The sequence below is a fragment of the Brevundimonas sp. genome (assembly GCF_036400995.1).
Classification (GTDB): Bacteria; Pseudomonadota; Alphaproteobacteria; order Caulobacterales; family Caulobacteraceae; genus Brevundimonas.
The window spans coordinates 1-20,028 of record NZ_DASWWG010000080.1 but is presented as its reverse complement, the minus strand read 5'-3'; the positions used below and the strand labels follow the sequence as shown (position 1 = coordinate 20,028).

22 protein-coding genes are annotated in these 20,028 nt (G+C 68.6%); 7 read left to right on the top strand and 15 right to left on the bottom strand.

Annotated elements, in window-relative coordinates:
- Positions 1 to 46: 46 nt before the first annotated feature.
- Positions 47 to 649, bottom strand: coding sequence for a sensor histidine kinase (locus VGE03_RS11555; protein ID WP_331046623.1), 603 nt, complete (start codon positions 647 to 649; stop codon positions 47 to 49).
- Positions 650 to 781: 132 nt separating this feature from the next.
- Between VGE03_RS11555 and VGE03_RS11550 the strand changes: the two genes are divergently transcribed.
- The gene (locus tag VGE03_RS11550; protein ID WP_331046622.1) at positions 782 to 1,237 is read left to right on the top strand and encodes a response regulator; all 456 of its coding nucleotides are present in this window, start codon (positions 782 to 784) and stop codon (positions 1,235 to 1,237) included.
- Between the two features lie 285 nt (positions 1,238 to 1,522).
- Here the strand turns inward: VGE03_RS11550 and VGE03_RS11545 are convergent, their stop codons facing one another.
- The 3 genes from VGE03_RS11545 to VGE03_RS11535 all read right to left on the bottom strand — a co-directional run bounded on the left by VGE03_RS11545 (position 1,523) and on the right by VGE03_RS11535 (position 3,889).
- Positions 1,523 to 2,926, bottom strand: a complete 1,404-nt coding sequence (locus VGE03_RS11545) for a hypothetical protein (protein WP_331046621.1) — start codon at positions 2,924 to 2,926, stop codon at positions 1,523 to 1,525.
- Positions 2,927 to 2,988: 62 nt separating this feature from the next.
- Entirely contained in the window at positions 2,989 to 3,309 is a 321-nt protein-coding gene (locus VGE03_RS11540; RefSeq protein ID WP_331046620.1) for a hypothetical protein, read from the bottom strand.
- A gap of 40 nt (positions 3,310 to 3,349) precedes the next feature.
- Positions 3,350 to 3,889 (bottom strand): N-acetyltransferase family protein, encoded by a 540-nt coding sequence (locus VGE03_RS11535; protein WP_331046619.1) that lies wholly within the window; start codon positions 3,887 to 3,889, stop codon positions 3,350 to 3,352.
- A gap of 83 nt (positions 3,890 to 3,972) precedes the next feature.
- On the opposite strand from VGE03_RS11535, the gene VGE03_RS11530 reads away from it, so the two are divergent.
- The gene (locus VGE03_RS11530; RefSeq protein WP_331046618.1) at positions 3,973 to 4,431 is read left to right on the top strand and encodes a DUF1036 domain-containing protein; all 459 of its coding nucleotides are present in this window, start codon (positions 3,973 to 3,975) and stop codon (positions 4,429 to 4,431) included.
- A 7-nt stretch (positions 4,432 to 4,438) separates the two neighbouring features.
- On the opposite strand, the gene VGE03_RS11525 is transcribed toward VGE03_RS11530, so the two are convergent.
- Positions 4,439 to 6,718 carry a S9 family peptidase gene (locus VGE03_RS11525; protein WP_331046617.1) on the bottom strand — a complete coding sequence of 760 codons (2,280 nt, stop codon included), beginning with the start codon at positions 6,716 to 6,718 and terminating at the stop codon, positions 4,439 to 4,441.
- 281 nt (positions 6,719 to 6,999) lie between these two features.
- Positions 7,000 to 8,784 carry an acyl-CoA dehydrogenase gene (locus tag VGE03_RS11520; protein WP_331046616.1) on the bottom strand — a complete coding sequence of 595 codons (1,785 nt, stop codon included), beginning with the start codon at positions 8,782 to 8,784 and terminating at the stop codon, positions 7,000 to 7,002.
- A gap of 123 nt (positions 8,785 to 8,907) precedes the next feature.
- On the opposite strand from VGE03_RS11520, the gene VGE03_RS11515 reads away from it, so the two are divergent.
- Together VGE03_RS11515 and VGE03_RS11510 are read left to right on the top strand one after the other, a co-directional pair.
- Entirely contained in the window at positions 8,908 to 9,459 is a 552-nt protein-coding gene (locus VGE03_RS11515; protein WP_331046615.1) for a cytochrome b, read from the top strand.
- 91 nt (positions 9,460 to 9,550) lie between these two features.
- Positions 9,551 to 10,480 carry an L-threonylcarbamoyladenylate synthase gene (locus VGE03_RS11510; protein WP_331046659.1) on the top strand — a complete coding sequence of 310 codons (930 nt, stop codon included), beginning with the start codon at positions 9,551 to 9,553 and terminating at the stop codon, positions 10,478 to 10,480.
- On the opposite strand, the gene VGE03_RS11505 is transcribed toward VGE03_RS11510, so the two are convergent.
- The 4 genes from VGE03_RS11505 to VGE03_RS11490 all read right to left on the bottom strand — a co-directional run bounded on the left by VGE03_RS11505 (position 10,477) and on the right by VGE03_RS11490 (position 14,112).
- Positions 10,477 to 11,517 carry a patatin-like phospholipase family protein gene (locus VGE03_RS11505; protein ID WP_331046658.1) on the bottom strand — a complete coding sequence of 347 codons (1,041 nt, stop codon included), beginning with the start codon at positions 11,515 to 11,517 and terminating at the stop codon, positions 10,477 to 10,479. The genes VGE03_RS11510 and VGE03_RS11505 overlap by 4 nt on opposite strands.
- A 19-nt stretch (positions 11,518 to 11,536) precedes the next feature.
- Positions 11,537 to 12,382: a 3-hydroxybutyrate dehydrogenase gene (locus tag VGE03_RS11500; RefSeq protein ID WP_331046614.1), complete on the bottom strand. Its 846-nt coding sequence runs from the start codon at positions 12,380 to 12,382 to the stop codon at positions 11,537 to 11,539.
- A 65-nt stretch (positions 12,383 to 12,447) separates the two neighbouring features.
- Positions 12,448 to 13,218, bottom strand: a complete 771-nt coding sequence (gene yaaA / locus VGE03_RS11495) for a peroxide stress protein YaaA (RefSeq protein WP_331046613.1) — start codon at positions 13,216 to 13,218, stop codon at positions 12,448 to 12,450.
- A gap of 54 nt (positions 13,219 to 13,272) precedes the next feature.
- Positions 13,273 to 14,112 carry an NAD(P)H-hydrate dehydratase gene (locus VGE03_RS11490; protein WP_331046612.1) on the bottom strand — a complete coding sequence of 280 codons (840 nt, stop codon included), beginning with the start codon at positions 14,110 to 14,112 and terminating at the stop codon, positions 13,273 to 13,275.
- 120 nt (positions 14,113 to 14,232) lie between these two features.
- Between VGE03_RS11490 and VGE03_RS11485 the strand changes: the two genes are divergently transcribed.
- Both VGE03_RS11485 and glnA read left to right on the top strand, forming a co-directional pair.
- Positions 14,233 to 14,571 (top strand): P-II family nitrogen regulator, encoded by a 339-nt coding sequence (locus VGE03_RS11485; protein WP_141627033.1) that lies wholly within the window; start codon positions 14,233 to 14,235, stop codon positions 14,569 to 14,571.
- A 73-nt stretch (positions 14,572 to 14,644) separates the two neighbouring features.
- Positions 14,645 to 16,054, top strand: a complete 1,410-nt coding sequence (gene glnA / locus VGE03_RS11480; protein ID WP_331046611.1) for a type I glutamate--ammonia ligase — start codon at positions 14,645 to 14,647, stop codon at positions 16,052 to 16,054.
- A gap of 66 nt (positions 16,055 to 16,120) precedes the next feature.
- Here the strand turns inward: glnA and VGE03_RS11475 are convergent, their stop codons facing one another.
- From VGE03_RS11475 to VGE03_RS11460, 4 genes are all read right to left on the bottom strand, one after another.
- A complete protein-coding gene (locus tag VGE03_RS11475) occupies positions 16,121 to 17,143 on the bottom strand; it encodes a DUF4118 domain-containing protein (protein ID WP_331046610.1) in 1,023 nt (340 codons plus the stop codon).
- Between the two features lie 87 nt (positions 17,144 to 17,230).
- Positions 17,231 to 18,124: a twin-arginine translocase subunit TatC gene (gene tatC, locus VGE03_RS11470; RefSeq protein WP_331046609.1), complete on the bottom strand. Its 894-nt coding sequence runs from the start codon at positions 18,122 to 18,124 to the stop codon at positions 17,231 to 17,233.
- Complete coding sequence (gene tatB, locus VGE03_RS11465) at positions 18,121 to 18,633, bottom strand: Sec-independent protein translocase protein TatB (protein ID WP_331046608.1); 513 nt, start codon at positions 18,631 to 18,633, stop codon at positions 18,121 to 18,123. Before tatB ends, tatC begins: the two co-directional genes overlap by 4 nt.
- Positions 18,634 to 18,692: 59 nt before the next feature.
- Entirely contained in the window at positions 18,693 to 18,911 is a 219-nt protein-coding gene (locus tag VGE03_RS11460; protein ID WP_331046607.1) for a twin-arginine translocase TatA/TatE family subunit, read from the bottom strand.
- Positions 18,912 to 19,017: 106 nt separating this feature from the next.
- Here VGE03_RS11460 and rnhA point away from each other — a divergent pair, with 106 nt between their 5' ends.
- Positions 19,018 to 19,464 (top strand): ribonuclease HI, encoded by a 447-nt coding sequence (rnhA, locus tag VGE03_RS11455; RefSeq protein ID WP_331046606.1) that lies wholly within the window; start codon positions 19,018 to 19,020, stop codon positions 19,462 to 19,464.
- 44 nt (positions 19,465 to 19,508) lie between these two features.
- On the opposite strand, the gene VGE03_RS11450 is transcribed toward rnhA, so the two are convergent.
- On the bottom strand, positions 19,509 to 19,967 hold the full coding sequence (locus VGE03_RS11450) for an NfeD family protein (RefSeq protein ID WP_331046605.1): 459 nt from the start codon (positions 19,965 to 19,967) through the stop codon (positions 19,509 to 19,511).
- Positions 19,968 to 20,028 lie beyond the last annotated feature (61 nt).

Sequence of the window (20,028 nt, the reverse complement as noted above, 5' to 3'; positions counted from 1 at the left end):
GGCGCGCAGGCGTTCCGCGGCTTTTTCGTATGCGTGAACGGGCGGGCTAGTGCGCCGGGACGGTGTCCAGCGGCAGGCGGATGCGGACGCCGACGCCGGCGTCCGGCGCGGTCTCGATGGTCATCGACCCGCCGAGGTGGTCGACCAGCCCCTGCACCAGAGACAGGCCCTCGCCGGGATCGATGGCGTCGGCGCCGATTCCCGAATCGCGGACCACGAGGCTGACCCCGCCCACCGCGCGCGAGAAGGCGACGGCGATCGAGCCTCGGCGGTTGTCGGGGAAGGCGTGGCGACAGGCGTTGGCGATCAGCTCATGGGTGATGATGGCCATGGGCAGGAGGTGGCTGTCGGGCATCAGGGTGGTCTGGCCGCGCACCTCGATCCGCACCGCCCGCCCTTCGCAGGCGCGGGTCCAGAAGGCGCCGACGTCGTCGAGGTAGCCGGCGAAGTCGAGCGGGCCGTCGCTGGTCATCCGCCGGCTGATCAGCTCCATGGCGGCGGTGATGTCGCTGAGCCAGGTCAGGTGCCGGACGCTTTGCGGGTCGCTGACGCTGCGAAGACGAATTCCGACGAGCGTCTGCAACAGCTGATAGCCGCCGAGCAGACGCCTCTGAAGCTCGACGATCCGGTCTTCCGCCGCCGCGGCCATCGTTCCCCCGACGATTGAAAATGCCGGGAATTCCTACTCCACACAGAACCAAATAGCCAATGGCGCGTTGGCCTGTCCGCTGGCGGACACAACAGTGTAAACGCGTACCGTTAGCGTGTGTGGGGGAGTCGCGTGTCCGACCTGCCGGACCTCCGGGTCATGATCGTTGAAGACCAGGCGTTGCTGGCGATGGAGCTTGAGCTCGTGCTGGGCGAGGCCGGCTGCGACATCGTCGGCTGCGCCATGGACAAGGCGGGCGCCTTCGCCGTCGCGGAGCGCGAGCGGCCGGACCTGGCCCTGATCGACGTGAACCTGCTGGACGGGATGACCGGGCCGCAGATCGCCCAGCGGATCGTGGGCGACTACGGCACGGCGGTGGTGTTCCTGACGGCGAACCCTGAACAGATCCCCGAAGGCTTCGCCGGCGCCCTGGGCGCGGTGTCCAAGCCGTTCGACGAGCAGACCATCCGGTCGGTGGTCAATTTCGCCCGCCAGTTCATCCTGCATCGCACGGTGGGCGAGACCCCGCGCCGCTTCCGGCTGGCGCCCTGGCTGACCACGCCGCCGGACGATATCGCGCCGCACTAGGACTGTCGGGAGCAGAGCCAGCCGACGCCGGCGCCGCCCCCTCCGTCACGGCGCGTATCCGCGCCGCGCCACCTCCCCACTGCGTGGAGAGGTGAACCGTAGCCTCACCTCCCCATCGGAGATGGGGAGGGGGACCACGCGTAGCGTGGTGGAGGGGGCGGCTCCGGCTTGGGAAAGCCGTCTACCAATCCCCTTTCGCCTGCGCCGCCCCCTCCACCACCCGGGCTGAATCGCCCGGGTGGTCCCCCTCCCCATTCGCAACGCGAACGGGGAGGAGAAGGCCCGCTACTGCACCTTCACCCGCATGAAGATCATGCCGCCGTCCGGGTCGCCGCCGTAGATCGGCTCCAGCGCGCCGGGGACCTGGTTGACCGTGTAGAGCGCGCCCAGGCCGAAGCGGACGTTCTGCGCCACCTGCCAGTCACGCACCGCGCCGACCGAGGCCTTGGAGACCGTGTAAAGGTCGCCGTGGCCGCCGCCGTGACCGGGAACCAGCTCGTCCGTCTCGATCCGCTCGGCGCGGGCGAAGACGGTCCAGCGATCATCGGGGCTGAAGGCGCTTTCCAGCATCCAGCCGTCCTTCGACTCGTCGTGGTCGTCGGTCTTGCGGCCCCAGGCGAGGGTGGTGGACCACCAGCCGTCGGCGCCGATGCGGCGGGTGTGGATGGCGCTGGCCGAGAGCTTGCGGTCATTCTCGTCCGGCTCCAGCTGCTCGGGGCCGGTGACGTCGGCGTACGAGGCCTGCAGCGACCATTCCGCCGTCGGGTTCCAGGTGCCCCGGACCGACCAGCTGTCCAGCTCCGGCGGGTCGAAGTCGTAGCGGTTCTGGTCCGGTTCGCGGCCGGTGAAGGACGAGGCCTCCAGCTTCAGGTTCTCGTGCGCCCAGCCCAGGGTGGCGACCCCGAAGACGATGTGGGTCGAGTCCAGCCAGTGGTGGGTGATCGGCGCCTCGGGGCTGTCCATGGCGCTCATGCGGTGCATGAAGGCCGGCGGGCCGAAGGCGGGCTCGCCCGGATAGCCGATGTAGGCGAAGACCGTGTCCTTGTCGGTCAGTGGGCGGGCGTAGCTGGCCGACAGCTCCATCACCAGCTCGTGCGGATGCTGGCGATCGACCAGGGGAGTGACGCCGTCCGCCGTCTCGCCCGCCGCCAGCAGCAGGGGGAAGCCGTCCTTGCCCATGAAGGGATCGGGGCTGAGCATGGCGCGCAGGTTCAGGGTCGAGCCGTCGGCGAAGTCGCGCCGGGCCGAGCCCATGATCATGCCGCTGACGAAGGTCTTGTCGTCGCCGCGCGGGCCGTTCTGCCAGTCATAGGTCAGGTTCAGCTGGGCGTGGCCCATGAAGCTCCAGTCGCCCGAGCCCCAGTGCACGCCGCCGTGGCTGGAGGCGTCGGGTTGCCAGGCGGTGCCGGACGCCTCGCGGGTCATCGGCCAGGGGCCGAGCGTGCCGGTCATGCCGTGGTCGGGTGCATGGGCGGCGTGGTCCATGCCGGACATGTCGTGACCGGCGTGAGGATCGGCGGCGGGCGCCGGCGCCTGATGCTGATGCTCGGGCGGATGGGCCGGAACGGGCGTCTGCCGCGGCGCGGGGGCCGGGGGGGCTGCGGGGTGATGATCATGCTGCTGGGCGGCCGCCGGGAGGGCGAGCGCGAGCAGGGATGCGCCGGCGAGGGGCGCGAGAAGACGGGCCATGATCGGCTCCTTGAATACGTGTCTGATCCTGCGCCGGCCTCACCGGCGCGCGAAGGGGAGGATCAGGCGCGCGGAGGGCCGTGCTCGGGCGTCGGGGCGTGGCCGTTCAGGTGGACGACGGGAAGGGGGCGAAGGTCCGGACGGGCCGCGACCGCCGCCGCCTCGATGGGCGCGGGCAGGGGGGCGGTCACGCACATGACGCAGCAGGCCATGACCTTGATCGCCTTGGACGATCCCTGCGCCGGAGCGTCGCCGTGATGCATCTGGCCGGAGGTCTCGTGGCACGGCGGGGCCGCGGGCCCGGCCGCCGCGGCGGGCAGGGCGCCGAGCGTCAGCACCGCGAGGGCGCCGCACAGCATCAGCAGGGTCCGCAGAAGGGCCATGTCCCCGACCTAGGCCCTTATCGTCGTCCCCGCAACGGCCTCAAAGCCGCAGGCCCTCGCTCTCGGGCGGACGACCGTCGGGCGTGAGGTCCAGCTGCATGAGTACGACGTCGATCCAGCGTTCGAACTTCCAGCCGGTCTCGCGCCAGACGCCCGCCTCGCGGAAGCCGGCCGCCTTGTGCAGGGCGATGGAGCCCGCATTGGCGCTGTCGCCGATGGCGCCGATCAGGTGGCGCAGGCCCAAGGCCCGGGCGCGGGCGATCAGGGCCTCCATCAGCATCCGCCCGACGCCCCGTCCCCGCGCCTCGGGCGCGATATAGACCGACAGCTCGACGCAGTAGCGATAGGCCGGGCGCAGTCGGAACGGCGACAGATAGGCGTAGCCGAGCAACTGCCCGTCGGCCTCGGCGGTCAGCCAGGGCAGGTCCAGCTTGCGGACCCCCGCCAGCCGGGACGCCATCTCGGTTTCGTCCGGCGGATCCAGTTCGAACGTCGCCGTGCCGTGCAGGACCTCGTCCGCATAGATGGCGGTGATCGCCGGTAAATCAGCGTCGACGGTGTCGCGGAGCGTCGGGGCCATGGAATTCACTCGTCAGGCTTGATCAGTGACAGAACGCGGTTCTTCTTGATAGCGTCATGCCTGCACCTGGAGGGGAGCAAGCCATGAAGTCCATCCATCTCATCCTCGCCGCCGTGATGGCGGCCTCGGTTCCGACCCTTGCCGACGCCCAGACCAAGCCCGGGGCCTCGTACGGGGGCGGTGGCAGTTCGACCGTCGATCTGCGCGTCTGCAACAACAGCGGCCGCGATGCGACGGTGGCGGTGTCCTACGTCCAGCCGGGCGAGAGCCGCTTCATGAACCGCGGCTGGTACGACGTGGCCAACGGCGCCTGCCGGGAGCTGGTCTCGACGGACAACCAGAATTTCTACTTCTATGCGGACGCCACTGACGGATCGGGGCGCAGCTGGCGGGGCGGGCACGACCTCTGCGTCGAATATCCCGGCCCCTACACCTTCTACTCGGGGGACTCGACCGAGTGCGAGTCCTGGCAGGAACTGCGCGGGTTCGTTCCCTTCAGCACCGACGAACCCGGCACATGGACCTGGACGCTGGACCCGTAGGCCCGGCTCAGGTCCGCTCCCAGCCCTTCCGGATCGCCCAGATCGCGAAAGCGTAGGTCACCGCGATGTCCTTCAGATAATCGAAGCGGCCCGACGAGCTGAAGTGGCCCGCGGTCATGTTGATCTTCAGCAGGACCGGCTTGCCCGAGGTGGTCGCCGGACGCAGCTTGGCGACCCATTTCTCCGGCTCCCAGTAGGTGACGCGCGGGTCCGACAGGCCGCCGGTCGCCAGCACCGCCGGGTAGGCCTTGGCCTCGACCTGGTCGTAGGGGCTGTACGAGTACATGTAGTCGTAGGCCGCCGGGTCGGTGATCGGGTCGCCCCACTCGGGCCACTCGCCCGGCGTCAGCGGCAGGCTGGTGTCCGACATCGTGTTGATGACGTCCACGAAGGGCACGTCGCCGATGACCCCGGCCCAGAGGTCGGGCCGCATGTTGTTGATCGCCCCCATCAGCATGCCGCCGGCGGAGCCGCCGTGGGTGACGATGTTTCCGGCCGTGGCGTAGTTCTTCTCGATCAGGTGCTCGGCGGCGGCGATGAAGTCGGTGAAGGTGTTCTTCTTCGTCATCCGGCGCGCGGCCAGGAACCAGCCCCAGCCCTTGTCCGACCCGCCACGGATGTGGGCGATGGCGTAGATGAAGCCGCGATCGACCAGCGACAGGCGGTTGGTGTTGAAGCCCGCGCCCATGGGAATGCCGTAGGAGCCGTAGCCGTACAGCAGCAACGGCGCCGAGCCGTCCACCGGGGTCGACTTGCGACGCAGGATGGTCACCGGGACCAGCGCGCCGTCCGGGGCCGGGGCGTTCAGCCGCTCGACCACATAGTCGTCGATGTTGTGGCCCGACGGGACCTCCTGCGTCTTGCGCAGGGTCCGCTCGCGGGTGGCCATGTTGTAGTCGAAGGTCTGCGCGGGCGTGGACGGCGAGGTGTAGACGTACCGCGTCATCGGCGAGTCGTATTCGTAGGTCCCGCCGAGGCCCAGCACATAGGCGGGCTCGTCCACGGCGATGGCGTGCTCCTCGCCGGCGCGGGTGCGGATGACGATGCGGGTGTTGGCGTCGTAGCGCTCGACCCGGGCCAGATAGTCGGCGAAGGGCGAGACGCTTTCGATCAGACGGCCCTCGCTGAACGGCACCAGATCGGTCCAGTTGGCGCGCCCCGGCGCGTCGGTCGGGGCGGTGACGATCTTGAAGTCCACGGCGCCGTCGGCGTCGGTGCGAATGACCCAGCGGTCGCCCCAGTGATCGGCGTCATAGCGCACGGCCTCGCGGCGCGGCTCGATGACGACCGGGGTCGCTTCCGGCTGGTCGGCGGGGACGTAGCGGTATTCGGTCTGCTCGCCGTTGCCCGAGGTGATGAGGACGTATTTGTAGTCGGCGCTGAGCTGAAGGCCCATGTACATGCCGTCGTCCGGCTCTTCGTAGACGGTGGTGATTTCGCCGCCGCGGGTGCGGCGCTTCAGGATCTTGTCCGAGCGGCCGTTGTCGTCGCGGTTGATCCAGAACACCCACTCACCGTCCGCCGAGAAGGCGAGGCCGCCCATGGCGCTTTCGATGGTCTCGCCCAGGAAGGCGCCGGTGGCGATGTCCTTGATGTAGATGCGATAGACCTCGGAGCCCTGCGCATCCTCGGCGTAGGCGAACAGCGTGTGGTCGCGGCTGTGTTCGGTCTCGCCGACCGAGGAGTAGGCCTTGCCCTCGGCCAGGGCGTTGGCGTCGAGGAGGATCTGTTCAGTTGAGGTGTGCAGGCTCGAGTCGTCGATAGCCGTCGGATCGCGGCGTTCATGAGAACCGGCGACGGCGATTGAACCGTCGGCGTAAGGCGTCTGTCGGCGGCGGCGGCAGTAGAGCGGGTGCTGCTGGCCGGTCTCGAAGCGGGTGTAATACTCCCACGGACCGTCGGGCAGGGGGACCGAGCTGTCGTCCTCCTTGATCCGCCCCTTCATCTCCTCGAACAGCTCCAGCTGGAGCGGCTCGGTCGAGCGCATCATCGCCTCGCGATAGGCGTTCTCGGCGTTCAGGTGTTCCTTGACGTCGGCCTTGATGATCGACGGATCACGCAGGACCTGCTGCCAGTTGTCGTCCTTCATCCACTGATAGTCGTCGGTCCGGGTGCGGCCGAGCTGCTCGATGGTGACGGGGATCTTCTTGGCGACGGGCGGGACAGGCGCGTTGGGCATCGAGGCTCCGGCAGAGGTCTTGGCAGCGGCGTGGGCTTTGGCCATGGCGGGGAGGGCCGTCGCGGCGAGGGCGGCGGCTGAGGTGGCGATAAGATCGCGGCGATTCATGACAGGCTCCCCGTTGGACGGCGGACCTTGGGCGCGGTCGCGGGGAGCGTCAACGGCCGAACGCTCACCTCTCCATCGCCCCTTCAAGGCGATGGGGAGGACAGATCGGCGTCTTCGCCGATCAGGAGGGGGCGGCGCAGGCGGTAAGTGGTTCGCCGCCGACACCGGCGTTCGAGGCGTCTCCTGCCGACACCGAGCCGCCCTCACCTGACCGTCGCTATCGCGCCGGTCTGCCCTCTCCATTCGCTTGAGGGCGAATGGAGAGGTGAGTGGTTGAAAAACTAGCCCACCAGCACGTCCACGCTCATGCGTTCCAGCAGGGCGCCGCCCTGGCCGACCGCGGCGAGGCGGCTGGAGACGTGGCCGAGGACGTTGGCGGCGTAGACCTCGTACAACGCGATCTTGCCGTTCAGCCACACGGGGTCGCCGTCCCCGGCGTCCAGTCGGGCCTTCGCCGCCAGCGCGCCCTTGGCCAGCATCCAGCCGCCGGTGACGTCGCCCAGCAGTTTCAGATAGGCGTCGGCGGCGGCCAGCACGTCAGCGGCGCGGGCGGGGTCCTGCTTGGCGTCGAGCAGCCACAGGGTGGCGTCCTCGACCGCCTCGACGGCGTTGGCGAAGCGCTCGACCGGCTTGCCGGCGTAGAGCTTGCCCAGAGCGGTCAGGGTGACCTTGAAGTCGGCGATCAGGGCCTTGGCGGCGTCGCCGCCGTCCTGCGACAGCTTGCGGCCGACCAGATCCATGGCCTGGATGCCGTTCGTGCCCTCGTAGATCGGGGTGATGCGGGCGTCGCGGTAGTACTGGGCCGCGCCGGTCTCCTCGATGAAGCCCATGCCGCCGTGGACCTGAACGCCCTGCGAGGCGACCTCGCAGCCGACGTCGGTGGACCAGGCCTTGGCGATGGGGGTGAAAAGGTCCTCGCGGCCCTTCCACTTGCGGCGGTCGTCTTCGGTGGCGGCGTGGCGGGCCAGGTCGGCGGCGACGCCGGTGGACAGGCAGATGGCGCGGGCGGCGGCGATTCTGGCCTTCATCACCGACAGGGTCCGGCGCACGTCGGGATGATCGACGATCGGGCTGTTGGCGGCGCCGGTCCACACGCTGCGGCCCTGCTTGCGCTCCTGGGCGTAGGCGAGGGCGTGCTGGTAGGCGCGCTCGGCGATACCGACGCCCTCGACGCCGACGGCGAGGCGGGCGGCGTTCATCATGACGAACATGTGGGCGAGGCCCTGATTGGGCTGGCCGACCAGTTCGGCGGTGGCGTTCTCATAGGCCATGACGCAGGTGGGCGAGCCGTGGATGCCCAGCTTGTGCTCGACGCTGACCGGATAGAAGCTGTTCCGGTCGCCCAGAGAGCCGTCGGCGTTGACGTGATACTTGGACGCCAGGAACAGGCTGATGCCCTTGGGCCCTGGCGGGGAGTCGGGCAGGCGGGCCAGCACCAGGTGGACGATATTGTCCGTGGCGTCGTGATCGCCCCAGGTGATGAAGATTTTCTGGCCCGACAGCTTGTACGTCCCGTCGCCGTTCGGGATCGCCGTGGCGGTCAGGGCGCCGAGGTCGGAGCCCGCGCCCGGTTCGGTCAGGACCATGGCCCCGGTCCATTCGCCGGACACCAGTTTGGTCAGATAGGTGTCCTTCTGGCTGTCGGTGCCGACAGCCTCCAGCGCCTCGATGGCGGCGAGCGACAGCATGGGGCAGAGGCCGAAGGCCATGTTGGCGGCGTGGACGGTCTCATAGGCCGCCAGCTCCAGCGCCTTGGGCAGCTGTTGTCCGCCCGAGTGGGCCTGGGCTGTCAGGCTGGTCCAGCCCCCCGCGGCGAACTGGCGATAGGCGTCCGAGAAGCCCGGGGCGGGGGTGACGTTGCCGTCCTTGCAGACCGAGCCCTTCTGGTCGCCGACGCGGTTCAGCGGGGCGAGCACCTCTTCCGAGAACTGGCCCGCGGCTTCCAGCACGGCGCCCATCAGGTCGGCGTCATAGTCGGGGAAGGCGCCGGTGGCGGCGACCTGATCAATGCCGGCGACGGCTTGCAGGGCGAAGGCGAGATCGCGGATCGGGGCGCGGTAGGTCATCGGTATTCCGGGCTTGGCGTACGATATGAAGAGGTCATGGCCCCTCCGCCCTCTCTTGCGCAAGGGCGGTCGAAGCGGACAGGATCGACCCACAGTGAACGTTTGCCGTCACGGAAGGGAAGTATGGCCGAGCCTCGTAATCGATACTCCGCGGTTTCCCTCGTGCTTCACTGGGGGATCGCCGTGCTGATCCTCGTCCAGATCCTGCTGATCACGGCGCATGAGGCGACCGAGGGGCCGCTGTCGCGGGAGTTCGTGCAGATCCACAAGTCCGTGGGGCTGGGCATCCTGCTGCTGACGCTGGTCCGGATCGGATGGCGGGTGGCCAATCGCCCGCTGCCGCCGCCTGCGACCATGCGTCCGTGGGAAAAGCTGCTGGCCACGGTCACGCACAGGCTCTTCTACGTCGCCCTGATCGTCCTGCCGCTGACCGGATGGGCGGCCAGTTCGGCGACGGGACGGGAGATCGTCTTCTTCGGCCTGTTCGACTGGCCCCTGCTGCCCATCGGCGGCGGTCGGGACGCGGCGCGGGCCCTGATGGACGTCCACGAACTGGCGGTGAAGGCGCTGTACGGGCTGCTGTTCCTGCACGTCGTCGGCGCGCTGAAACACCAGTTCCTGGACCGCGATGACGTCCTGCATCGGATGATCCCGCTGATCCCGCGGCGGCCCTGACGCCGGTCGGACTTGCGCACCCACTGTCGGGAGGCGCACATGACCGCCGGACGAGCATGAGGATGTCAGACGCGTGGACAGGTCGGACGGCATGACGGATCGGGATCACGGCGCCGAGGAGGCCGCCGCCCGGGCGCTGGCGGACGGCAAGCTGATCCTGCTGCCGACCGAGACGGTCTATGGCCTGGGCGCCGACGCCTCGAACGCCAAGGCCGTGGCGGCGATCTTCGAAGCCAAGGGCCGGCCGCGCTTCAATCCGCTGATCTCGCATGTCGCCGATGCGGCGGGCGCCGAGCGGATCGCCCTGTTCGACGACCATGCGCGCAAGCTGGCCGAGGCCTTCTGGCCGGGGCCGCTGACCCTCGTCGCCCCCGTGCGCGACCGGCAGGCGGTCTGCGATCTGGCCCGGGCGGGGCTGGACAGTGTGGCGGTGCGGGTGCCCGGCCATGCGCGTGCCCGCGAGGTGCTGGACCTGTTCGGCGGGGCGGTGGTGGCGCCGTCGGCCAACCGCTCGGGACGGCCCAGCCCGACCACCTTCCAGGACGCCATGGACGAGACCGGCTTCGCCGCCGCCGAGGGCGTGGACGGCGGCCCTTGCGCCGTGGGGGTCGAAAGCACGGTGGTCTCGGTGCTGGGCGGCAAGGTCAGCCTGCTGCGGCCCGGCTCGGTCACCCGTGAGGAGCTGGAGGCCGTGGTCGGCCCGCTGGATGCGGGCGGGGAGGGGCATCGCTCGCCCGGCCGCCTGACCCTGCACTATGCGCCGGACGCCCCGGTGCGGATCAATGTGACCTCGCTCCATAAGGGGGAGCTGCTGCTCGGCTTCGGCCCCGGCGTCGGCGACGCCCGCTGGAGCCTGAGCCCGACCGGCGACCTGCGCGAGGCCGCCGCCAACCTGTTCCGCCGCCTGCGCGAGGCCGACCGCGAGAAGCCCGCGGGCATCGCCGTGTCTCCGATCCCGAAGGCCGGTCTGGGCGAGGCGATCAACGACCGGCTCAGCCGGGCGGCGGGGCATATCGGCTAGAGGAACCGAGCCCTCACATCGACGCTGGACCGCTCCCCCACCGCGTCGAAGCAGTTGGCCAGCCAGTCCTCCGCCGCCTCGCGCCCATAGCCCTTGAGCCGGTTGAGGAAGGTCCATTCGGTGTCGAATTTCGAGCCCAGCGACAGGGGGCCGAGCCAGCGATCGCTTTCGATGGCGTGCATGCGGATGGCCTGGACGCGGTGGCGGCTGCCGGTCTTCAGCTGGCCGTCGGCGATCAGGGACTGGAGCAGGGCGAAGGCGCGCAGTTCAGAGACCAGCGGGGCGTTGAAGACGATCTCGTTCAGGCGATCCATGATCTCGCCCGCCGCGTGGGGCGTCTCGTTCCGCACGAACGGGTTCAGCGGCAGGATCAGGATGTCGTCGGGCGTGTCCGGATGGATCAGGGGCCACAGCGCCGGATTGGCGAGGTAGCCGCCGTCCCAATAGCTCTCGCCGTCGATCTCGACCGCCTGGAAGAGGTGCGGCAGGCAGGAGGAGGCCAGCAGGACGTCGGGGGTGATCTCGGGCGTGCGGAAGATGTGGGCGCGGCCCTGTTTCACCGCCGTGGCCGAGACGAAGAACTGAATTGCCGAGGCGCGGACGGCGTCGAAGTCGACGGCGTTGTCGAGCACCCGCTTGAGCGGGTTCAGGTTGAAGGGATTGAACTGGTAGGGGCTCATCGACAGGGCGAGGTTCTCGCCCGTGCGCCACAGGCCGGTGTCCTTGAGCCAGCCGGGCGTGAGCGCCTGGCTCCAGATCGAACTGTCGCCGAAGACGTTGCGGCCGCCGGACTGGTTCACCTCGCGCCAGAGCTTGTCGAGCTGGACGCGGGCGGCGTCGGGTCCGCCCGCCTCGAGGCCCGAGATGAGGGCGGCGCCGTTCATGGCCCCGGCGGAGGCGGCGGTGACGGCGCGGACGTCGAGGCGGCCGTCCTCGAGCAGGCGGTCGAGCACGCCCCACTGGAAGGCGCCGTGGGCGCCGCCGCCCTGCAGGGCGAGGCTGATGGTCGGGCGGGAGGCGGCCTTGGATTTGCTCAGAGCCGGTCTCCCTTCGGACCTATTGGGCGGTCCAGCCGCCGTCGATGGAGAAGCTGGCTCCGTTGGCCGAGGCCCCCAGGTCGCTGACCAGATAGAGGAACATCCCCGCCAGCTGGTCGGTGGTGACGAATTTCTTGGTCGGTTGGGAGCCGAGGATCACATCCTTCAGGACCGCTTCCTTCGACATGCCGCGGGTGCGGGCCTGATCGTCGATCTGCTTGGCGACGATCGGGGTCTCGACGAAGCCGGGGCAGATGGCGTTGCAGGTGATGTTGTCCTGCGCCAGCTCCAGGGCGACGGTCTTGGTGAAGCCGATCACCCCGTGCTTGGCGGCGACATAGGCCGACTTGAACGGGCTGGCGACCAGGCCGTGGGCCGAGGCGATGTTGACGATCCGGCCGCGGCCCTGCGCCTTCATGATCGGGATCGCCGCCCGCGTCGCATAGAAGGTCGACGACAGGTTGATGGCGATGATCTGCTCCCACTTGTCGGCGGGGAATTTCTCGACGGCCTCGACATGCTGGATGCCGGCGTTGTTGACCAGGATGTCGACGCGGCCCAGCTCGTGCTTCGCATAGGCCACCATGTCGGCGACTTCCTCGCCGCGCGTCATGTTGGCGGCGTGGTAGCGGACGCGGACGCCGCAGCTGGCCTCCATCTCGGCGCGGGTGCGCTCGATCTCGGCGGGATCGCCGAGGCCGTTCAGGACCACGTCGCCGCCCCGGCTGGCCACGGCCCTGGCCAGCGCCAGGCCGATGCCCGAGGTGGAGCCGGAGATGACCGCCACCTGGCCCTTCAGGTCGCCGATGTCGCGGAACGGCTCGCTCTCGCTGGAGGCGTCACCACGCTTGGGCCACTGGAACATATCGTTTCCCCGTTGGAGGTCTTTGCGACTCTGCCTGCGGTCTTACGCCATGATGGCGGTCGGGCTCAAGAATTTCCCGATCTGGTGAATATCCATTCGGTCCCGGTCGAGGCGGCGGCGTCGAAGCGATAGCCGTCCCGATCAAACGCCTTGAGGTCTTCCGCCGTTTCAATGCGTTCGTCGATGGCGAACCGGGCCATGGTCCCGCGGGCGCGTTTGGCGAAGAAGGAGATGATCCGGCGCTGCCCGTCCTTCTCCTCATAGAAGTTCGGGGTGACGACCGGCAGCTTGAGCGCGCGGGCGTCTACGGCGCCGAAATACTCCTGGCTGGCGAGGTTCACGAGGGTGGGGTCCGGCTGTCCCTCGGCGTCGGCGTTCAGCTGCTTCGACAGGCGGTCGCCCCAGAAGTCGTACAGGCTGGAGCCGCGACGGGTTTTCAGCCGCGTGCCCATCTCCAGCCGGTAGGGCTGGATGCGGTCCAGCGGCCGCAGCAGGCCGTAGAGGCCGGACAGGATGCGGACGTGGCCCTGGGCGTAGTCCAGCCCGGCGGCGTCGAGCGTGCGGGCCTGCAGGCCCTCATAGACGTCGCCGGCGAAGGCGAAGGCGGCCTGCACACCGTCCAGCGAGTCGGGCTGGAAGGCCTGGAAGCGTTCGCGGTTCAGGCGGGCCAGATCGTCCGAAATGCTCATCAGGCTGCGCAGTTCGGCCACGGTGCGGGCGCGCGCGGTCTTGGAAAGGGAGGCCGTGTCCTCGAGGAAGCGCCGCCCGGAGGCGGGCAGGGCGGGGTCGGCTTCGGTGAAGTCCAGCCGCTTGGCCGGAGACAGGACGATCAACATGGCGTCCTGTTAGGCCCGTTCGGTGACGATTTGAACCGGACCCGGGGTCGCGGCTCAGCTGCGTTGTGCATAGAGGGTCGCCAGCACCGCAGGCAGGCCCTCGGGCAGGTCCTCGGCGATCAGGCCGGGGCCGAACCGGCGGGCGGCCTCGGCGTGCATCCAGACGGCGGCGCGGGCGGCGTCGAAACTGTCCATCCGCTGGGCGATCAGGCCGCCGATCATGCCCGCCAGAACGTCGCCGGTTCCGGCCGTGGCCAGCCAGGGTGTGCCGTTGTCATTGCGGGACAGGCGGCCGTCCGGGGCCGCGATCAGCGTCTCGGGCCCCTTGAGCACGACCACGGCTCCGGCCCGCCGGGCGGCCCCGACGGCCGCGGCCTCACGTCCCTTGTCCAGCAGGCCCGGGAACAGGCGTTTGAACTCGCCCTCGTGCGGGGTCAGGACGTCGTCGCGGTCCAGCAGGTCGAACAGCTCGTCGGGCCAGTCCTGGAAGACCGTCAGCCCGTCGGCGTCGACGACCAGGGCGGCGCCGGTCTCGGCCAGGGCGCGGATATTGGCGACGGTGGCGTCATTGACCCCGGCGGCGGGGCCGACGACCACGGCGTCCTTGGCCCGGGCGGCCGCGGCCAGCGCCTCGTCAGAGGCGAAGGGGGTGACCATGACCGCTTCGATCGCCCCGGCGATGACCGTGGCGGCGTCCGGCGGGCAGAGGATTCGCACCACGCCCGCGCCGATCCGCAAACCGGCCCGGGCGGCCAGCCTCGCGGCCCCCGTTTGCGTGGCTTTTCCCGAGACGACGCCCAGTCGTCCCCGGGCGTGTTTGTGGGCGTCGGCGGCGGGCCAGGGCAGGGCGGATCGCCAGTCCGGCAGGGTCGAAGCGGGATCGTACACAGTCACAGGGCCTCTACTCCGTTCACGGATGGCGCCACCGGTGGAAAAGGGCTTGCCTTATTGTGCAATGCAATGTCCCTTTGGTGCCCGAGCGCGAGGCATTCAAGAGCCCGCCCGGGAACGCCGATGAAAAAGATTGAAGCCGTCATCAAGCCGTTCAAGCTGGATGAAGTGAAAGAAGCCCTGCAGGACGCGGGCGTCCAGGGCATGACCGTGCTCGAAGCCAAGGGCTATGGGCGCCAGAAGGGTCACTCGGAACTGTATCGCGGCGCCGAATACGTCATCGACTTCCTGCCCAAGATCAAGATCGAGGTGGTGGTGCCGGACGACCTGGCCCCCTCGGTGATCGAAGCCATCCAGACCGCCGCCCGCACCGGGAAGATCGGCGACGGCAAGATTTTCGTGTCTGACGTCCTGGACGTCATTCGCATCCGAACCGGTGAGACGGGCGCGCAAGCGGTCTGATCACCCTGACGACCGGTCGTCCGTCCGCGGGCGGCCGTTACTAACCTCCCCATAAGAAACAGGACCTCGAAGAATGAGCGACGCCGGCAAGATCCTCAAAGAGATCAAGGAGAAGGACGTTCGCTACGTCGATCTCCGCTTCACCGATACCAAGGGTCGGATGCAACACGTCACCTTCGACATCGACCTGGTCGATGAAGAGTTCCTCGAAGAGGGGACGATGTTCGACGGTTCGTCGATCGCCGGCTGGAAGGCCATCAACGAGTCCGACATGCTGCTGAAGCCGGACCTGTCGAACTTCTGGGTCGACCCGTTCTACCAGCAGACCACCCTGTTCCTGTTCTGCGACGTGCTGAACCCGGACACCGGCGAGGCCTACAACCGCGACAGCCGCTCGATGGCCAAGAAGGCGCTGGCGTACGTCCAGTCCTCGGGCGTGGGCGACACCGTCTTCTTCGGTCCGGAAGCCGAGTTCTTCATCTTCGACGACGTGCGCTGGTCCACCGCTCCGCACGACACCGGCTATACCTATGACTCGACCGAACTGCCCGCCAACACCGGCGCGGAATACTCGGAAGGCAACATGGGTCACCGTCCGGGGCCGAAGGGCGGCTACTTCCCGGTGAACCCGGTCGACAGCGCCCAGGACCTGCGCGGCGAAATGCTCGGCGTCATGCGCGACCTGGGCATGCAGCCCGAGAAGCACCACCACGAAGTCGCCCCGGCGCAGCACGAACTGGGCCTGAAGTTCAGCGACCTGCTGACCATGGCCGACCGCCTCCAGCTCTATAAGTACGTGATCCACAATGTGGCCGCGTCGTACGGCAAGTCGGCGACCTTCATGGCCAAGCCGACCTTCGGCGACAACGGCTCGGGCATGCACGTGCACCAGTCGATCTGGAAGGACGGCCAGCCGCTGTTCGCCGGCGACAAGTACGCGGGTCTGTCGGACCTCTGTCTGTGGTACATCGGCGGCATCATCAAGCACGCGAAGGCCATCAACGCCTTCTCGAACTCGACCACCAACTCGTACAAGCGTCTGGTCCCGGGCTACGAAGCCCCGGTCAAGCTGGCCTATTCGTCGCGCAACCGCTCGGCCTCGATCCGTATTCCGTGGGTCAACTCGCCGAAGGCCAAGCGCATCGAAGCCCGCTTCCCGGATCCGATGGGCAACCCCTACCTGACCTTCGTCGCCCTGCTGATGGCCGGTCTGGACGGCATCGAGAACCGCATCGATCCGGGCGCGGCCGCCGACAAGAACCTGTACGACCTGCCGCCGGAAGAGCGCGGCAACATCCCGGAAGTCTGCGGCTCGCTGCAGGAAGCCCTGGACAGCCTGGACGCTGACCGCGCCTTCCTGAAGAAGGGCGGCGTGATGGATGACGACTTCATCGACAGCTACATCGAGCTGAAGAAGGAAGAAGTCGCGCGGCTGCAACTGCACCCGCACCCGGTCGAATTCGACATGTACTACAGCTGCTGATCGACAGCGGGGGCTGATCGAGGAGGGCGCCGGACGAGAGATCGTCCGGCGCCCTTTTCGTTTTTCTCAATGCAGGCTGAAGTTCAACGGCTCCCAGCGGGGCGGGGGCTGGAGGGCGGCGGGGAAGGACAGGCGCAGGTCGCAGCCCTTCGGGTTGCGGCTGATCTTGAGGGTCCCGCCCATCTGTTCGGTCATCGCCTCGACCAGGGCCATGTCGCGCGGCGCGGGAATGTTGGCCGCGCCCGAGGCGATCATGGTCAGCACCCGGTCGCCGTCGCGGGCGTCGAGCAGGACCAGCAGTCGCGGGGGCTGTTCGCACACCTGCAGGGTGGTCAGATACTCCAGCAGGATCAGGCCCAGCGCGGTGGCCTGCTCGATCGGCACAACGACGCCGGCGTCGCCGAAGGTGACCCGCGCCGGGTCCAGCCCGCCCCGTTCCGCCACCGCGTCGGCCAGCCGCCGGCCGAAGGCCTCGAACTCCACGGTGCGGCCGTCATCGCCGGTGAACTCGCGATGGGTGCGCGAGATCAGCAGGGTCCGGGAGGCGGCGTTGTTCAGCACGCGCGCGGCCATCGGGTCTTCCTCGCCATAGGCCCGCATCTGCAGGATGGCGGAGATCAGCTGGAGGTGGTCGGTGGTCCGCTGGGCGTGTTCGCGGAACAGCTCGGCCTGACCGGTGGCGAGGGCCTCGACCCGGGCGTGGCTGCGGGCCAGGTCGCTGAAGCGGGCGCGGATGCTGCTGAGGACGTGCACCAGCAGGATCGAGGAGATCAGGTAGAAGGTGAGGGACAGCAGGGCCCGGTCGTCTTCCAGGAAGCTGAACGGCGTCGGGCCGAAGGCGCAGACCATGACGGTCGACAGGGCCGTGGCCAGCAGGGCGGGACGTCCGCCCCACCAGTAGGCCGCCAGGATCACCGCCGGATAGAAGAGCAGGAAGCCGTAGCCGTTGGCCAGAATGGGCGCGAACAGCAGCCGCAGGCCCAGGGAACACAGCGTCAGAGCCGCGGCGCCCCAGTAGGGCGCGCCCGGCACGGCGCGGAGGCGATGCGTCAGGCGAGCCAGAGGCGAGGTCGGCAAGGGGGCGGTCACGGACATAGGCATTCCGGTATCACGTACGGCGACGCTCGTCCCGTCGCTCGCAAACCGGCGATTGTCAGTTCAGGCGCGCGGCGCGTCTCAGGCGGCCAGCCCCTCGGCCTCGTCCGCCTTCTTGCGGCGCAGCTCGATGAGACGGACGCACCAGATGGAGATCTCGTAGAGCAGCACCAGCGGCACGGCGAGCATGATCTGGCTGATGGGGTCGGGCGGGGTGACGACGGCCGCGACCACGACCACGGCGACGATGGCGTAGCGGCGGAACTCGGACATCATCTTCGACGTGATGATGCCTGCCATGCCCAACAGGGTGGTGACGACCGGCAACTGGAAACAGAGGCCGAAGGCCAGCATCAGCGAGGTGACGAGGCTCAGATACTCGGAGATCTTGGTGTTCAGCTCGACCGTGATGCCTTCGGCGGCGATCTGCTGGTTCAGAGAGAACCACATCACGAACGGCAGCATGATGAAATAAACCAGCGCCGCGCCGATGATAAACAGGACGGGAGCCACAAACAGGAAGGGCAGGAAGGCGCCCTTTTCGTTGCGGTAAAGACCCGGCGCCACGAACCGATAAAGCTGGTAGGCCAGGATCGGGAAAGCCAGGGCGACCGCGCCGAAGCCTGCGACCTTCATCTTGGTGAAGAGCTGCTCCAGCGGGGCGGTGGCCTGCAACGCGACCGTAGACTCCACGCCGTGCGGCATCGGATGCAGGCCGGACGTAACAGCGATCAGCTCCAGCGGGTTTGTCCCGTGCGCGCCGGAGGCTTGGGCCAGCGAATGCATGGCGTAGGCGGCCTGGAACGGCTTGATCAGCCAGATCTGGATGTCGGCGGCGAAGTAGAAGCAACCGATGAACGCCACGATGAAGGCGACGACGCACCACAGGAGCCGGCTGCGCAGCTCGATCAGGTGATCCATCAGCGGCGCGCGCGACGCCTCGATATCGGCTTCGTCCCGGTCCGTATGGGTCACAGCTCGACCGCCTTCTTGCGGGTGACCTTCGGCTTGGCGGCCGGGGCGGCCGTCTTGCGGGGCGTAGCTTTCTTCGCCGGAGCGGCGTCAGCGGCCTTGGTCTTGGTCGCAGCCTTGCGGCGCGGCTTGGGCGCGGGCTTCGCCTCCGGTTCGGGCTCGAGCGGCTGCATCACCGGGGCGGCGTCGGGCCATTCCTCCGGCCCGGTCAGGGCGGGGGCGGGCGCAGGCGCGTTCAGCGGACGATTCAGGTCGTCGCTGATGCTCTTGAAGGTCGCTTCAGCCTCGGCGCCGAGGGGCATCATATTGGTCTGGCCGCGACGCAGGGCCTCGACCTCCTTGCGCAGGTCGTCCAGCTCGGACTGACGCGCCATCTCGTCGAAGCTGTGCCGGAACTCATTGGCCATGTTGCGGGCCTTGGCGACCAGCTTGCCCAGCTTGTTCAGCATGGCAGGCAGCCGTTCGGGCCCCACGACAAGCAGGGCCACGATGGCGATGACGATATATTCCATGCCCCCGATACCGGGGCCCAGGCCACCCATCCGTCAGTCTCTCCGTCGCGCGCGCGCGATTACGACTTCAGGTCTTCTTTTTCGGCGTCGGTGCGCGGCAGGGCGCCCGCGCGGTCGTCCGACGGCTTGTTCTCGTCGGTGTCCTTCAGGCCGTCCTTGAACGCTTTCACGCCCTTGGCGGCGTCGCCCATCAGGCCCGACAGCTTGCCACGGCCGCCGAACAGCAGAAGGACGATCAGGCCCACAACGACCCAGTGCCAGATGCTCATAGCGCCCACGGCGGTCTCTCCTCGTACGGACCGATGCGCGGCCCGATGCATACTTTCACGCCGCATATAGGCCGTTCGGTGGCGCGACGCCAAGGGAACCTGATACAGCGCGCGGATGAGTCACGTGATCATCCACACCGACGGCGCCTGCAAGGGCAATCCGGGGCCCGGCGGCTGGGGCGCCGTCCTGCAGACCGGCGGCGGTCACGAGAAGGAATTGTGGGGCGGCGAGCCGCAGACGACCAACAACCGCATGGAGTTGATGGCCGCGATCATGGCGCTGGAGGCCCTGACCCGGCCGTGCCGCGTCGATCTGCACACGGACAGCAAATACGTCATGGACGGGATCACCCAGTGGATTCGCGGCTGGAAGGCGCGGGGCTGGAAGACGGCCGACAAGAAGCCGGTCAAGAACGAGGACCTGTGGAAACGGCTCGACGCCGCCCGTTCACGCCACGAGGTGAAATGGCACTGGGTGAAGGGGCATGCGGGACATGAGCTGAACGAGCGCGCCGATCGCCTGTCGAACAAATGGATCGAGGAGCGGGGGCGCCAGGGCTGAGGCCCCTCTCCCCATCGCCTTGAAGGGCGACGGGGAGGTGAGAATCACGCAGCCCGCACTTTCAGCTTCGGGCCGTCGATGCTTTCGACGATGACGCTTTCGCCGGGCGGAGGGGCGGCGCCGTCGATCTCGGCGGACCATTCGGCGCCCGAGACGAAGACCCGGCCGCGGCCGTCGACGAAGGCCTGCACGACCTGCGCCCGCTGGCCGATCAGACGGCCGTCACGGGCGTTGATGTCGGGCGCGTCGGACGGGTTCACCTTCTGGATCAGGCGGCGGGACAGCAGGGTCGCGGCGACCGTCAGGGCGGCGAACAGGGCGACCTCGCCCCAGAAGCCCAGCGGCAGGCCGATGGCGGTCAGCACCGCCACCACCCCGGCCGCCACGGCGGGCCACAACAGCCACTCGGTCGAGAAGGCCGCCTCGACCGCCAGCAGGATCACGCCGAGCGCCAGCCAGATCCAGAACGGCTGGTTGCTGTGGAAGTCGATCAGGGCGTCCATGGATCAGGTCCTCGGAACGGAGGTGCGCGGCGGGCGCGGGGGCGACGGCGGCGCGGGCGGG

Bases quoted from the DNA above. Each gene is read 5' to 3' on its own strand.
- VGE03_RS11555 (WP_331046623.1), bottom strand. From the start codon at position 649: ATGGCCGCGGCGGCGGAAGACCGGATCGTCGAGCTTCAGAGGCGTCTG.
- VGE03_RS11545 (WP_331046621.1), bottom strand. From the start codon at position 2,926: ATGGCCCGTCTTCTCGCGCCCCTCGCCGGCGCATCCCTGCTCGCGCTC.
- VGE03_RS11540 (WP_331046620.1), bottom strand. From the start codon at position 3,309: ATGGCCCTTCTGCGGACCCTGCTGATGCTGTGCGGCGCCCTCGCGGTG.
- VGE03_RS11535 (WP_331046619.1), bottom strand. From the start codon at position 3,889: ATGGCCCCGACGCTCCGCGACACCGTCGACGCTGATTTACCGGCGATC.
- VGE03_RS11530 (WP_331046618.1), top strand. From the start codon at position 3,973: ATGAAGTCCATCCATCTCATCCTCGCCGCCGTGATGGCGGCCTCGGTT.
- VGE03_RS11525 (WP_331046617.1), bottom strand. From the start codon at position 6,718: ATGAATCGCCGCGATCTTATCGCCACCTCAGCCGCCGCCCTCGCCGCG.
- VGE03_RS11520 (WP_331046616.1), bottom strand. From the start codon at position 8,784: ATGACCTACCGCGCCCCGATCCGCGATCTCGCCTTCGCCCTGCAAGCC.
- VGE03_RS11515 (WP_331046615.1), top strand. From the start codon at position 8,908: ATGGCCGAGCCTCGTAATCGATACTCCGCGGTTTCCCTCGTGCTTCAC.
- VGE03_RS11510 (WP_331046659.1), top strand. From the start codon at position 9,551: ATGACGGATCGGGATCACGGCGCCGAGGAGGCCGCCGCCCGGGCGCTG.
- VGE03_RS11500 (WP_331046614.1), bottom strand. From the start codon at position 12,382: ATGTTCCAGTGGCCCAAGCGTGGTGACGCCTCCAGCGAGAGCGAGCCG.
- yaaA (WP_331046613.1), bottom strand. From the start codon at position 13,218: ATGTTGATCGTCCTGTCTCCGGCCAAGCGGCTGGACTTCACCGAAGCC.
- VGE03_RS11485 (WP_141627033.1), top strand. From the start codon at position 14,233: ATGAAAAAGATTGAAGCCGTCATCAAGCCGTTCAAGCTGGATGAAGTG.
- glnA (WP_331046611.1), top strand. From the start codon at position 14,645: ATGAGCGACGCCGGCAAGATCCTCAAAGAGATCAAGGAGAAGGACGTT.
- tatB (WP_331046608.1), bottom strand. From the start codon at position 18,633: ATGGAATATATCGTCATCGCCATCGTGGCCCTGCTTGTCGTGGGGCCC.
- rnhA (WP_331046606.1), top strand. From the start codon at position 19,018: ATGAGTCACGTGATCATCCACACCGACGGCGCCTGCAAGGGCAATCCG.
- VGE03_RS11450 (WP_331046605.1), bottom strand. From the start codon at position 19,967: ATGGACGCCCTGATCGACTTCCACAGCAACCAGCCGTTCTGGATCTGG.